Origin of the sequence: Rhodanobacter caeni (genome assembly GCF_039523575.1) — a bacterium.
GTDB classification, from domain to species: Bacteria; Pseudomonadota; Gammaproteobacteria; order Xanthomonadales; family Rhodanobacteraceae; genus Rhodanobacter; species Rhodanobacter caeni.
The window spans coordinates 14,510-27,755 of the sequence record NZ_BAAAFO010000004.1 but is presented as its reverse complement, the minus strand read 5'-3'; the positions used below and the strand labels follow the sequence as shown (position 1 = coordinate 27,755).

Genomic DNA, 13,246 nt, shown 5'->3' with positions numbered 1-13,246 from the left:
GGTATACTGCAAGGCTATCGTTAGCGAAAGAAAACGGATGAATCCCAACTTCCTCGACTTCGAACAACCCATCGCCGAACTGGACGCGAAAATTGAGGAGCTGCGCCACGCCAGCGATGGCCAGGCGTTCAATATCGACGAGGAAGTCGGCCGTCTGCGCGAGAAGCTGAAGATCAAGACGGCGGAGATCTTCCGCAATCTCAATTCCTGGCAAACCACCCAGCTGTCGCGCCATCCCGCGCGACCCTACACACTCGACTACATCGGCGTGATCTGCGAGGAATTCCACGAGCTGGCCGGCGACCGCATGTACGCCGACGACGCCGCCATCGTGGGTGGCCTGGGCCGCATCGACGGCCGGCCGGTGATGATCATCGGCCACCAGAAGGGCCGCAACACCAAGGACAAGGTCCGCCGCAACTTCGGCATGCCTCGCCCCGAGGGCTACCGCAAGGCGCTGCGCCTGATGAAGATGGCCGAGCGCTTCGGCCTGCCGCTGCTGACCTTCATCGACACCCCCGGCGCCTACCCCGGCGTGGGCGCCGAGGAGCGTGGCCAGAGCGAGGCGATTGCCCGCAACCTGCTGGAAATGGCCGAGCTCAAGGTGCCGATCGTGTGCACCGTGATCGGCGAAGGCGGCTCCGGCGGCGCGCTGGCCATCGGCGTGGGCGACCGCACGATCATGCTGCAGTACTCGACCTATTCGGTGATCTCGCCCGAAGGCTGCGCCTCGATCCTCTGGAAAAGCGCCGACAAGGTGAAAGACGCCGCCGAAGCGCTGGGCATGACCGCCCCGCGCCTGCTGGAACTGGGCCTGGTCGACAAGCTGGTGCGCGAACCGCTGGGCGGCGCCCACCGCAACCCGCGTTCGATGGCGGTACGCCTGAAGGCCGTGCTGCTCAACCAGCTCGACCAGTTGCAGGCGATCCCGATGACCGACCTGCTGGAACAACGCTACCAGCGCCTGCGCGGCTACGGCGCGTATCAGGAGTAGGTCGCGCCACCGGGGGGCTCCAAGGGCAAGCAAATGACACGATGCGTTGGCCCGCACATCGCGCAAAGGGTCCCCTGCCCGCGCCGAACGCCCGTGAAGCGCTTGCCGCAGACCATTGCGCTTTTCGTGCTCCACGCCACGCTGGCCCTGGCGCCGGCGCCGGCGCCGGCGCTTGCCGCGCAACCGCCGATCCGTTCCGAAGCCGCGCTGACCCGCTATCTGCAACACACCCCGGCCGGTACCTCGCCACTCGATCGCCTGTCGCCGGGTGCGCGCAAACGGTTCCTGGCGCAACTCGATTTCGGTCCGCGGGGATTGCGCAGCATCCCACTGCGCGACCTGGACGAGGAGTTGACGCATCCACAGATCGTGCAGTTGCTGGCGCTTTTCGGTGCGCAAGAGTACGCCACGGCAGGCCTGGCTCCAGCGGAGCACGCCCGCCGAGAGAACGAACGTCGGCAGGACGCCGGCGCTCGCGGGTGCACCGTGACGACCTGCGCCGAAAGCGACCTCGAGCAGCGCTATGACCAGTTCGTGCTGTACCAGGCCGACTTTGCGATGCCCGAAGCGCAGCGCTTCACGCTTGCCGGTCAGCGCTACGACAAATTGTTTGGCCGCTACCAGATCGCCGATCGCCTGCATTCGCTCGGCGCCGTTGACCTGAGATTGCTCAAGCGTGCCGCTGACGAAGCGGTGTACTACGTGCCCAGCGACACGCATATCAGCCAATTGCGGATGGACCTGGACGAAATGCAACGTCGGCATATGGCAACGGACAAGGATTACTCGACGCTGCACCAGGCACTGGTCGCCCGCCGCGATTTCGATGGCGCGAAGATGCTGGCTCTGCACCATCGTGGCATGGAGACGGAGGCCGTACCGACCTTTCGCAAACCGGTCGCATTGCCGGCGGGGCAACCTACGGCGCTCACTGTCGACATGCACGACGGCACCATGACGCGCCAGGCCTTCGACCTGTCCCGCCCCTTGAGCATTGTCGTGGTTGCCTCCTGCCATTTTTCGCGGGACGCCGCCCGTGCGATCGAGGCCGATGCGCAACTGCGACCCATCTTCGCCGCCGACGCCATATGGCTGGCAAGCCAGGGCGAGCGCCTCAGCGCCGTCATCGACTGGAATCGCGAGTTTCCCGACCAACCGATCCATGTGGCGTGGCAGGACAGCGAGTGGTCGATGCTCGACAGCTGGGCCATGCCCACGTTCTACGTGTTCCGCCACGGCCGGCTGGTGAAGAAGTTCAGCGGCTGGTCCAATGCGACGACACTGAAACAATCCTTGCAGGCGGCGGGCGTGCTGCACTGAAGCCGTTGGCCAATCCACGGGGCGCGCTACCATCACGGTTCCGAACCTTGCGGGAGAAACCGCCATGGCCCACGACGCCGCCAAACTGGCTGTACTGATCGACGCCGACAACGCGCAGCCATCGCTGGCCGAAGGGTTGCTGGCGGAGGTGGCCAAGTACGGCACTGCCCACGTCAAGCGTGCTTACGGTGACTGGACCAGCCCGCAATTGCGCGGCTGGAAAGACCAGCTGCTGACCCAGTCGATCCAGCCGATCCAGCAGTTCGGCTACACCAGCGGCAAGAACGCCACCGACTCGGCCATGATCATCGATGCGATGGATCTGCTGTACACCAATCGCTTCGACGGTTTCTGCATCGTCTCCAGCGACAGCGATTTCACCCGCCTGGCGGGGCGGATTCGCGAATCGGGCCTGTTCGTCTACGGTTTCGGCGAGCGCAAGACGCCCACCCCGTTCGTGGCCGCCTGCGACAAGTTCGTCTACACCGATGTGCTGGCCGAACGCGATGACGGCCCGGAGAAAACCGACGACGCGCCGCACCGCATGACCACCCAGGAGCTGCGCCAGGATTCGCGCCTGCTGAACCTGTTGCGCGAAGCCACGGCCGCCGCGGCGGACGACACCGGCTGGGCCGGGCTGGGCGCCGTGGGCAGCCTGGTGAGCAAGCGCGCGCCGGAGTTCGATTCGCGCAATTACGGCTATGCCAAGCTCAGCGGGCTGATCGCCGCCATCGGCCTGTTCGACGCCGAGGAGCGCCAGGTGGGCAATGGCAAGCACATCTACGTGCGATCGCGCCCCGGAAAGAAATGAGCGAGACGCTGCCGCAGCATCTCGCCGCCGCGCTGGCCGCCGCGGATGCCGCGCCGCTATGCGTGGGCTTCAGCGGCGGCGCGGATTCCACCGCCTTGCTGCATGCGCTGGCGCAGTTGCGGCAGGCGCGTGCGCGAGGCTTGCGCGCCTTTCACGTGGACCATGCGCTGCATGACGCCAGCGCCACCTGGGCCGCGCAATGCCAGCGCTTCTGCGCCACGCTCGACATTCCGTGCGAGATCGTCCGCGTGCGGGTGGGCGGTCACGGCGAGGGGCTGGAAGCGGCGGCCAGACGCGCGCGCCATCAGGCCTTCGCCGCGCATCTGCGCGAAGGCGAACGGCTGGTGCTGGCGCACCATCGCGATGACCAGGTGGAAACCGTGCTGCTGAAGCTGCTGCGCGGCGCCGGGCCGGATGCGCTGGGCGCCATGCATGCGCTGCGGGCGCTGGGCCGTGGCCAGTTATGGCGGCCGTTGCTGGACGTGCCGCGTTCGCGATTGCGCGCGTACGTCGAGCGGCACGGACTGGTTTTCATCGACGATCCCAGCAATGCCGACAGGCAGCTGTCACGCAATTATCTGCGCCACGAGATCCTGCCGCGGCTGCAGGCCCACTGGCCGCAGGCGACCGACTCCATCCTGCACAGCGCCGCGCTGAGCCGCGCCGCCGCCGACGCGCTGCGCACGCAGTGGCTGCAGGCGCTGGAACGCCTGCGCGATCCGGCCACGGACAGCCTCGACGCCCACGGCTGGCTTGCCCTGGCGCCCGCGCTGCGCGATCCGCTGCTTGACCACTGGCTGCATGCGCGCGGCCTGACCGCACCCACCACTGCCCAGCGCCGGCAGATCGAACGGCAACTGCGCGAATCGCGGCCCGGAACCCTGCCCTGCATCCGCTGGCCCGGCACCGAACTGCACATCTGGCGAGGACGCCTGTGGAGCGTGCCGCCCGCGCCCGCCATCGACCCGCAATGGCAAGCCGACTGGAAAGATGGCGGGCGCCTTCCCCTGCCCGATGGTGGCGAGCTTCAATGGACATCCGAGGCGCAACCCACTCCGACGATCACCGTGCGCCTGCGCCGCGGCGGCGAAAGGATCAAGCCGGCGGGCGATGCGCATACGCGCGAGCTGCGCGACCTGTTTCAGCAAGGCATGGTGCCGCCCTGGCAACGCCCCGCCTGTCCGATGCTGTATGCCGGAGACGAATTGATTGCCGTGGCCGACCGCTGGGCCAGCGCGCGCGGCGAGGCGATCTTTCGGCAAGCCGGCGCACGCCCGCAATGGCGGCCGGCGCGCTGATCCGCGTTGACCGACGCCATGGGAACGCGCTCCCTCTCCTCAATCCTCTCCCGCAAGCGGGAGAGGAGGCGAACGTGCCGAGCGGGCTCGCGCCTTCATACATGACGAGCGCGTTGTGATTTGAGGCTTCCCCCCAGATCGCGTTCTCGGATTGATTCCCCGCAGTCACTGCGTTAGCGTTGCGGGCCATGGCCAAGACCGCTCCCGCATCCGCAACACCGCCCGCCGCCGACTTCGAGCACTCGCTGGACGAGCTGGAGCAACTGGTGGCACGGATGGAAGGTGGCGAACTGAGCCTGGACGAATCGCTCACCTCCTTCGAGCGCGGCATCGGCCTGTATCGCCACTGCCAGCAGTCGCTGGAGCAGGCCGAATTGCGCGTGCGCCTGCTGCTTGATCCCGATGCCCCCGACAACGCCCAGCCGTTTGAACCCGAATCTTGAAGCGCTGATCCTGCGCGCCGAACAGGCGCTGGATCACCGCCTGCCCGCCGCCGACCAATCCCCCGCCGACCTGCACCGCGCGATGCGCTATGCCGTGCTCGGCGGTGGCAAGCGGTTGCGCCCGCTGCTGGTATACGCCGCCGCGCAGGCGCTGGGCGTGGATGGCCCGCAGCTGGACGCCGCCGCCTGCGCGGTCGAACTGATCCACGCCTATTCGCTGGTGCACGACGACCTGCCCGCGATGGACGACGACGCGCTGCGCCGCGGCCGCCCCACCTGCCATGTCGTGTTCGGCGAAGCCATGGCCATCCTGGCCGGCGATGCCTTGCAGGCGCTGGCGTTCGAGATCCTGGCCGACGATACCGCCCGCCAGACCCGCCCGGAAACCGGCATGGCCATGCTGCGCGCGCTTGGCCGCGCCTGCGGCGCCGAGGGCATGGCTGGCGGCCAGGCGCTGGATCTCGCCGCCGTGGGCCAGCCGCTGACGCTGGCCCAGCTCGAACACATGCATGCCTGCAAGACCGGTGCGCTGATCCGCGCCTCGGTGCAACTGGGTGCACTGGCTGCGGGCGGCGATGCCGACGTGCTGCTGGCGCTGGACGAGTACGCCAGCGCCGTGGGCCTGGCATTCCAGGTGCGCGACGACATCCTGGATGTGGAAGGCGAATCGAGCGTGATCGGCAAGACGGCCGGCAAGGATGCGGCCGCCGGCAAGCCCACGTTCCCCTCGATCATCGGCCTCGACGCCTCGCGCGCACGCTTGGCCGAGCTGACCGACACCGCGCTGGCCGCCATCGCACCACTGGGCACACGCGGCACCTTGTTGCAGGAACTGGCGCGCTACGCGGCCGATCGCGCCAACTGAAGCGCCGCGCCGCCAGCGCCCCGCAAAGGAAAAAGGCAGCCATCGCGGCTGCCTTTTTCGGTCACTGACGACGAACCGCTACTTCACCAGCCGCAGCGTGAACGGATAGCGGTAGCGTACGCCTTCGTTGGCCTTGATCGCGGCGATGATGGTGAACACCAGCCAGGCAATGCCGACCACGATGCCGACCGGAATGGCGATGACCAGGCCGATGCCCAGGGTCATCACGGTCAGCAGCACCAGCACCACCGCCACGATGGCCACGGTGATGTTGAAATTCAGCGCCTCCTTGGCCTGGTCGTCGACGAACGGCATGGTTTCCTTCTTCATCAGCCAGATGATCAGCGGGCCGATGAAGCAACCCCAACCGCCGCCCCATGCGCCGGTGAGGATGGCGCCGACCAGCGCGGAAAGATGCGCGAACATCGCCCACTGGCGCTGTTCGGCAGAAGGCTCGCCGACCATCGGCGGCTCGCTCGGCGGTGGCGGAATGACAGACTCGGGTGGAACGCTCATTACGCATCTCCTTGGCGTGGAAACTTGCGTTGGCAATCGCCGGCCAATGCCGGTCGGGCCGATGCTAGCAAGGCTGACGCCGGTTTGCGCAAGTATCGTCGCCTGCCCCGCAGCGCGGCCGCAGGCGGTTCGCTGCGCGCACCCGGTTGCCCTGCTTATTCCCCCGCCACGGTCATCCGCTCCACCAGGATCGAGCCGGTGAGGATGTGCGAGCGCCGGTCCACGTCCGTGCCCACCGCCACGATGCCGGCGAACATGTCGCGCAGATTCGCCGCGATGGTGATCTCCTCCACCGGGTAGGCGATCACCCCGTTCTCGACCCAGAAGCCGGCCGCGCCGCGGGAATAATCGCCGGTTATGGTGGACACGCCCTGGCCCATCACCTCGGTCACCAGCAAGCCGGTGCCCATGCGTTGCAGCATGCCCGCGAAATCGTGGCGCGTGCCATCGATGCTGCCCGCCTCCACGACGAGATTGTGGACGCCGCCGGCATTGCCGGTGGATTCCAACCCCAGCTTGCGCGCCGAATAGCTGCCCAATACGTAGCGTGCCAGCACGCCGCCCTCGACCAGCGCGCTGTCACGCGTGGCCACGCCTTCGGCATCGAAGTTGGCCGAACCCTGGCCACGCGGCAGCCGCGGCCGCTCGTTGATGTCGAGCCAGGCCGGCATCACCGGCTTGCCCACGTGATCGAGCAGGAAGCTGGCCTGGCGGTAAAGCGCGCCACCGCTCACCGCGCTCAGCAGGTGGCCGACCAGGCCACGCGCCAACTCCGGCGCGAACAGCACCGGGCATTGCCGCGTGGACAGGCGACGCGCGCCCAGCCGCGCCAGCGTGCGCTCGGCGGCCTTGTCGCCCAGCGCCCTGGCGCTGATGAAATCGCCGGCCGCGCGCACGCTGTCGTACCAGTAGTCGCGCTGCATGCCGTCGTCGTCGCCGGCAATCAGCGAAAGCGACAGCGAATGCCGGGTGCCGCGCTCGCGCCCCACGAAGCCATGCGAGTTGGCGTACACCGAAAGCCCCTGCCCAGCCTGCACGCCGGCGCCGTCGGAGTTGGTAATGCCGGCATGGGCGCGGCCCGCCTCCTCGATCGCGATGCCCAGCTCGATCGCCTGCGCGGTGTCGATGTCCCACGGGTGCCAGGTGTCCAGGTCGGGAAAGGCATCGGCCATGCGCGCCGGATCGGCCAGGCCGGCGGCGGGGTCTTCCTCGGTATAGCGGGCAATGGCGCAGGCCTGGTCCAGCGTGGCCTGCAGCGAATCGGGATGCAGGTCGGCGGTGCTGGCCGAACCCTTGCGCTGGCCGAAATACACGGTGAGGCCGAAGCCGCGGTCGCGCGTGTGCTCCACCGTTTCCACCTCGCCCAGGCGCACGTTCACGCTCAGCCCGGTATCGATGCTGGCGGCCACCTCGGCCTGGCTGGCGCCGGCGGCACGGGCACGGCGGATCACGTCCTCGGCCAGTTCGGCCAGGCGGTCCAGATCCTGCTGGCTGCTGTCGCGGGTGCTGCGATCCTGGCTGGTCACTTCGCTCACATCGGTTTCCTGCAATTTGAAGAGGGTAGAATGCACGGTTCGCAACCGCTCGACTGCCCGACATGGGGTCGGTGCGGCCAAATGAAAAGCGCGACAGACCAAAGCAGGAAAAAACCGCCATGACCGTGGTCGCTGGCGTCTACCGCCACTACAAGGGCCAGCCGTATCGCGTGCTGGGCACCGCCCGGCACAGCGAGACGATGGAGCCGCTGGTCGTGTACCAGGCGCTGTACGGCGAGCGCGGCCTGTGGGTACGACCGGCGGCGATGTTCAGCGAAACCGTCGAGGTGGACGGCGTGCCGGTAGCGCGCTTCGCCCTCGAACAGGCCGACGCCTGACCCACCACAGGAACACACCGTGAGCCCCAGCCGCAGCCGCAACCAGACCGAACTGTCCGATGAGGACTACGGCCCCAGCCGCACCCAGCAACGCCGCGAGGCACTGGCCACGCTGACCCTGGCAAGGCAGCTGGTAGAGCTGCCGCCCACCCGGTTGGCCAAGCTGCAGTTGCCCGACGACGTGCGCGACGAGGTGGCCGCCACGCGGCGCATCACCGCCCACATCGCGCACAAGCGGCAGCTGGCCTACCTGGCCAAGATCATGCGCCGGCATGGCGACGAGGCATTCGAGTCGGTGCGTGCCGAACTGGGCGAGAACCGCGATCGCCAGCGCCAGGAAAAGGCCGCCATGCACCGGCTGGAAGCGCTGCGCGAGCAGTTGCTGGGCGACGACGAAGGCGCGCTCTCGGCGCTGATCACCCGGCATCCCGACCTGGACCGTCAGCACCTGCGCTCGCTGATCCGCCAGGCGCGCAGCGAGCGCGACGCCAACAAGCCGCCGCGCGCCTACCGCGAGATTTTCCAGCTGCTGAAGGAAGTGACCGCCGACGGTGAAAGCGATCAGGCGCCGGACGAAACCCCTTGACACTGCTCTTGTAGGAGCGGCTTCAGCCGCGACGCCTTTGCCCCGCACCCCAGGCAAGAGCGTCGCGGCTGAAGCCGCTCCTACAGGTTCGCCGGCCAGAAACCGCCGATGCCCGCCACGCCCTGCGCCCCCGCCGCGCACGCCTCTTCCAGCATCGACGGGTCCATGCCGCCCAGCGCATAGACCGGCAACGCGGCCGCCTCGGCCAAGGCGTGGAATGCGGGCCAACCCAGCGGTGCGGCGTCAGGATGACTCGCTGTAGCGGCCACCGGTGACAAGGTGGCGAAATCCGCGCCCAGCGCTACGGCCCGCGCCAGCTGCCCGGCATCATGGCAACTCGCACCAATCAGTTGCCGCCACGGCAGCGGCCGCTCCGCCAACGCAGCCCATTGCGACGACTTCAGATGCACGCCAATGCCCAGCGTACGCGCGCCCTCGATATCCCCGTTCAAGAGCAAGCCGGTGCCGTGCCGGTTCGCCAGTGGCAGCAACTCCGCCGCCAGCTCGCGCACTGCCGCGCGCGGCCACGACAGCAGGCGAAGTTGCAGCAGGCGCTCGCCGTGCCCGATCGCGGCAGCCAGCCGCTCGCGCCATCGTTCGCGTTGGGCAAGCGGCACATTGGCCGGCGTGATCGGATAACGCGTGGGCAAGCGCAGCGCCTGCAACAGCGGGCGGTCGGCCGGCGCCAGTTGCGCTGGATCGACCCCGGTCGGGCGCTGCCAGCGCAGTGCCTGGCCTTCCAGCGATTGCGGCTCGCCGCGCCAGCGGGTGACGCGCCAGGCATCCAGCAACAGTTCGCGCTGGTCGTAGCGCCAGGGGATGCGAACCAGCGGCACGGCCTGCTCCACGACCACGCCCAGTTCCTCGCGCAGTTCGCGCGCCAGCGCTGCCAGCGGCGTCTCGCCTGCTTCGAGCTTGCCACCGGGAAATTCCCACGCGCCGGCCAGGTGCTTGCCCGGCTGCCGCTGGGCCAGCAGCAGCCGGCCCCCGGTATCGATCAACGCGGCCGCGACCACGTGCACGGCGGCGAAACCGGGACGCTCAGCTGTTGCGCAGGTATTCAACCATGTCGAAGGCGTAGGCATGCTCCGCATCGGCCGGGTGGTGCACCCGCGACACCTCGGTCCATTCGCTGAACTGCACGCCGGGGAAGAACGTGTCGGCGCCTTCGATGGCTGCACTGACCCAGGTGAGGTACATCCGCCGCGCCTTGTGCAACGCTTCGGAAAACACCTGGCCGCCGCCGATCACCATCAGCCCGGTGCCGCAGCGCGCCTGCGCCTCTTCCACCGAGCGCACGGTGATCTGGCCAGGGAACGGCGCGTCATGCTTGCGCGACAACACCAGGTTGGTGCGATCCGGCAGGGCGCGGCCGATCGATACGGCCGTGTTGTAACCCATCAACACATGCTTGCCGACGGTCAGCTGCTTGAACCAGCGCAGGTCGTCGGGGAGATGCCAGGGCAGTTGCCCGTTGCGGCCAATGGCAAAATTCTCGTCGAGTGCCGCAATCAGCGATATGGCCATGAAGAAACTCCGGAAGGCAAAAGTTTGATGATCGGACAGGAGCCTGCGGCGGACACGGTGCGTTGCGTCCCCATTCTAGCGATGAACACGGCCGCGGTGACCCGCACCGCGTCGAATGGCTACACCGCCACCGGGGCCTTGATCGCCGGGTGCGACATGTAACCCTCGATGGCGATGTCCTCGTAGCGGAAGTCGCCCAGTTCGCGCACCGCCGGGTTCAACGCCAGTCGCGGCAAGGCCAGCGGCTCGCGCGTCAACTGCAGCCGCGCCTGTTCGATGTGGTTGTTGTACAGGTGCGCGTCGCCCAGCGTGTGGATGAAATCGCCCACCTCAAGGCCGCACACCTGCGCCACCATGTGGGTGAGCAGGGCGTAGCTGGCGATGTTGAACGGCACGCCCAGGAAGATGTCGCCCGAGCGCTGGTACAGCTGGCAGCTGAGCTTGCCGTTGGCCACGTAGAACTGGAACAGCGTGTGGCATGGCATCAAGGCCATTTTCGGCAGCTCGCCCACGTTCCAGGCGCTGACGATCAGGCGGCGCGAGTCGGGGTTGCGGCGAATCTCGTCGACCACCCAGCGGATCTGATCCACCGCTTGGCCATCGGCCGTCGGCCAGGCCCGCCATTGCTGGCCGTAGACCGGCCCCAGGTTGCCCTCGGCGTCGGCCCATTCGTCCCAGATGCGCACGCCATGTTCTTTCAGGTAGCCGATGTTGGTGTCGCCGCGCAGGAACCAGATCAGCTCGTGCACGATCGACTTCAGGTGCAGCTTCTTGGTGGTGACCAGCGGAAAGCCTTCCGCCAGGTTGAAACGCATCTGCCAGCCGAACACGCTGCGCGTGCCGGTGCCGGTGCGGTCACTTTTTTCGGTGCCATGGTCGAGGACGTGGCGAAGCAGATCGAGATAGGCGCGCATCGGGCAAGTATAGGTGGCCACGCCGCCCGCGCGAACCGTCGGGGCCGCGTCTCTCGCCACTCCCGCTCGATTCGAACGGGGCTTAGACTCGGGCTTTTCCAACGACGGGAACGACGCCATGGCGCAGTGGTATTTCAGTTACGGCAAGAACACCGAGCGGCTGGGGCCGTTCGACGATACCGCGGCGAAGGCGCAGGCCCGGCGGCAGCCTGACGGCTATTGCTGGAGCGAGGGTTTCACCGAATGGAAACCGATCCGCAGCGTGGCGGCGCTGGCCGGTGAGACCTCGCTGGTGCCCCCGCCGGTGCCATCGATGAGTGGCAGCCGCGCGGACGAGGTGGACTACCGCATCGTGGGCACCGACATGCAGTTCGTCGAGATCGAGCTTGATCCCGGCGAAAGCGCCATCGCCGAGGCCGGTGCGCTGATGTACAAGGAATCGGCGGTGCAGATGGATACCGTGTTCGGCGACGGCTCCAGCGGCGGCCAGTCCGGCGGCGGCATCATGGACAAGCTGCTCTCCGCCGGCAAGCGCGTGATCACCGGCGAAAGCCTGTTCACCACCGTCTTCACCCACCGCGGCCAGGGCAAGGCGAAAGTGGCATTCGCCGCACCTTACCCCGGCACCGTGATGGCGATGAAGCTGTCCGACCATGGCGGCCGGCTGATCTGCCAGAAGGACGCCTTCCTGGCCGGCGCGCGCGGCGTACAGCTGGGCATTTTCTTCCAGCGCAAGATCCTCACCGGCCTGTTCGGCGGCGAAGGCTTCATCATGCAGAAGCTCGAAGGCGACGGCTGGGTCTTCGTGCACGCCGGTGGCACCGTGATGCAGCGCGAGCTGGCCGCGGGCGAGCGGCTGGACGTGGATACCGGCTGCGTGGTGGCGTTCCATGACGGCGTCAGCATGGACGTCCATCCGGTGGGCGGCATCAAGAGCATGCTGTTCGGCGGCGAAGGCATGTTCCTGGCCACGCTGACCGGCCCGGGTACGGTCTGGCTGCAGTCGCTGCCGTTCTCGCGCATGGCCGGCCGCATGCTGGCGGCCGCGCCGCAGGGCGGCGGCCAGCGCCGTGGCGAGGGTTCGCTACTCGGCGGCCTGGGCGACATCCTGGGCGGCGACCGCAATTTCTGACCTTTGAATGTAGGAGCGACTTCAGTCGCTCCTACAACGACATCTTCGGCAAATCGCCCGCTAGGCGCTCGCCAACGGAAGCGTCGGCGCGCGGCGCGACATGGCGATAAGCACCACGCCGATCGCGATCAGCGGCAGCGACTGCATCTGCCCCATCGTCACCCACGAGGTGCCGAACAGGTAGCCCAGCTGCGGATCGGGCACGCGCACGAACTCCACCGCGAAGCGGAAGCTGCCATAAAGCAGCGCGAACAGCCCGGAAACCAGATAACGCGGCCGCGGCTTCAGCGACACCAGCCACAACACGACGAACATCACCACGCCTTCCAGCAGCATCTCGTACAGCTGCGAGGGATGCCGCGGCAGGCGATCCGGCGCCTGCGGGAAGATCATCGCCCACGGCACGTCGCCGGGTTTGCCCCACAGTTCGCCGTTGATGAAATTGCCCAGCCGCCCCAGGCCCAGGCCGATGGGCACCAGCGGCGCCACGAAATCGATGGTGTCGAAAAAGTGCAGCGCCTGCCGCCGTGACCACCACCAGCCCGCCGCCAGCACGCCCAACAGGCCGCCGTGGAAGCTCATGCCGCCGTCCCACACCTTGAACAGCGCCAGCGGATCGCGCCAGATCCAGCCGATACCGCCCTCGTAATAGAACAGCATGTACCACACGCGCCCGCCCACGATCACGCCCATCATGCCGTAGAAGAACAGGTCGCCCAGCGCCTCGCGGGTCACCGGCAAGCGGCCGTGGCGGCGACGGTATTCCCCCAGCACCGCCACGAAGAAAAACCCCAGCAGGTACATCAATCCGTACCAGTGCACCTGGACCGGACCGAGCTGGAAGGCAACCGGATCGAAGTCGACGACGTAGGGTTGGGACATGGCGTCCAGGCCGGCAGTGAATTGCCTAGTGTAGCGGGCGGCGAATGCGCGGACACCCACTTACCGGCCCGTTTTTCCGTGGCTA

The 13,246-nt window shown here is 67.6% G+C and carries 15 protein-coding genes; 9 read left to right on the top strand and 6 right to left on the bottom strand.

Annotated elements, in window-relative coordinates; all coding sequences use genetic code 11:
• Nucleotides 1-37: 37 nt before the first annotated feature.
• The 6 genes from ABD017_RS12625 (at nt 38) to ABD017_RS12600 (ending at nt 5,731) form a co-directional block, all read left to right on the top strand.
• Nucleotides 38-994, top strand: a complete 957-nt coding sequence (locus ABD017_RS12625; protein ID WP_343883140.1) for an acetyl-CoA carboxylase carboxyltransferase subunit alpha — start codon at nt 38-40, stop codon at nt 992-994.
• A 93-nt stretch (nt 995-1,087) separates the two neighbouring features.
• Nucleotides 1,088-2,314 (top strand): hypothetical protein, encoded by a 1,227-nt coding sequence (locus tag ABD017_RS12620; protein WP_343883139.1) that lies wholly within the window; start codon nt 1,088-1,090, stop codon nt 2,312-2,314.
• A gap of 64 nt (nt 2,315-2,378) precedes the next feature.
• Nucleotides 2,379-3,125, top strand: coding sequence for an NYN domain-containing protein (locus ABD017_RS12615; RefSeq protein WP_343883138.1), 747 nt, complete (start codon nt 2,379-2,381; stop codon nt 3,123-3,125).
• Entirely contained in the window at nt 3,122-4,423 is a 1,302-nt protein-coding gene (gene tilS / locus ABD017_RS12610) for a tRNA lysidine(34) synthetase TilS (protein ID WP_343883137.1), read from the top strand. The genes ABD017_RS12615 and tilS overlap by 4 nt, the downstream gene beginning before the upstream one ends.
• Nucleotides 4,424-4,611: 188 nt before the next feature.
• Nucleotides 4,612-4,866: an exodeoxyribonuclease VII small subunit gene (locus ABD017_RS12605; protein ID WP_343883136.1), complete on the top strand. Its 255-nt coding sequence runs from the start codon at nt 4,612-4,614 to the stop codon at nt 4,864-4,866.
• Nucleotides 4,826-5,731, top strand: coding sequence for a polyprenyl synthetase family protein (locus tag ABD017_RS12600; RefSeq protein WP_343883135.1), 906 nt, complete (start codon nt 4,826-4,828; stop codon nt 5,729-5,731). Before ABD017_RS12605 ends, ABD017_RS12600 begins: the two co-directional genes overlap by 41 nt.
• A gap of 78 nt (nt 5,732-5,809) precedes the next feature.
• On the opposite strand, the gene ABD017_RS12595 is transcribed toward ABD017_RS12600, so the two are convergent.
• Together ABD017_RS12595 and pmbA are read right to left on the bottom strand one after the other, a co-directional pair.
• Entirely contained in the window at nt 5,810-6,247 is a 438-nt protein-coding gene (locus tag ABD017_RS12595; protein WP_343883134.1) for a DUF4870 domain-containing protein, read from the bottom strand.
• A gap of 155 nt (nt 6,248-6,402) precedes the next feature.
• On the bottom strand, nt 6,403-7,782 hold the full coding sequence (pmbA, locus tag ABD017_RS12590) for a metalloprotease PmbA (protein WP_343883133.1): 1,380 nt from the start codon (nt 7,780-7,782) through the stop codon (nt 6,403-6,405).
• 119 nt (nt 7,783-7,901) lie between these two features.
• Between pmbA and ABD017_RS12585 the strand changes: the two genes are divergently transcribed.
• The gene (locus ABD017_RS12585) at nt 7,902-8,120 is read left to right on the top strand and encodes a DUF1653 domain-containing protein (protein WP_343883132.1); all 219 of its coding nucleotides are present in this window, start codon (nt 7,902-7,904) and stop codon (nt 8,118-8,120) included.
• A 19-nt stretch (nt 8,121-8,139) separates the two neighbouring features.
• Nucleotides 8,140-8,706, top strand: coding sequence for a ribosome biogenesis factor YjgA (yjgA, locus tag ABD017_RS12580; protein WP_343883131.1), 567 nt, complete (start codon nt 8,140-8,142; stop codon nt 8,704-8,706).
• A gap of 80 nt (nt 8,707-8,786) precedes the next feature.
• Here the strand turns inward: yjgA and ABD017_RS12575 are convergent, their stop codons facing one another.
• The 3 genes from ABD017_RS12575 to ABD017_RS12565 all read right to left on the bottom strand — a co-directional run bounded on the left by ABD017_RS12575 (nt 8,787) and on the right by ABD017_RS12565 (nt 11,147).
• Nucleotides 8,787-9,728: a Nudix family hydrolase gene (locus ABD017_RS12575; RefSeq protein WP_343883129.1), complete on the bottom strand. Its 942-nt coding sequence runs from the start codon at nt 9,726-9,728 to the stop codon at nt 8,787-8,789.
• 19 nt (nt 9,729-9,747) lie between these two features.
• Nucleotides 9,748-10,233: a dihydrofolate reductase gene (locus tag ABD017_RS12570; protein WP_343883128.1), complete on the bottom strand. Its 486-nt coding sequence runs from the start codon at nt 10,231-10,233 to the stop codon at nt 9,748-9,750.
• Between the two features lie 119 nt (nt 10,234-10,352).
• Complete coding sequence (locus ABD017_RS12565; RefSeq protein ID WP_343883757.1) at nt 10,353-11,147, bottom strand: thymidylate synthase; 795 nt, start codon at nt 11,145-11,147, stop codon at nt 10,353-10,355.
• 118 nt (nt 11,148-11,265) lie between these two features.
• Here ABD017_RS12565 and ABD017_RS12560 point away from each other — a divergent pair, with 118 nt between their 5' ends.
• On the top strand, nt 11,266-12,279 hold the full coding sequence (locus tag ABD017_RS12560; protein ID WP_343883126.1) for a TIGR00266 family protein: 1,014 nt from the start codon (nt 11,266-11,268) through the stop codon (nt 12,277-12,279).
• A gap of 60 nt (nt 12,280-12,339) precedes the next feature.
• On the opposite strand, the gene lgt is transcribed toward ABD017_RS12560, so the two are convergent.
• Nucleotides 12,340-13,161 carry a prolipoprotein diacylglyceryl transferase gene (lgt, locus tag ABD017_RS12555; RefSeq protein WP_343883125.1) on the bottom strand — a complete coding sequence of 274 codons (822 nt, stop codon included), beginning with the start codon at nt 13,159-13,161 and terminating at the stop codon, nt 12,340-12,342.
• Nucleotides 13,162-13,246: the final 85 nt, after the last annotated feature.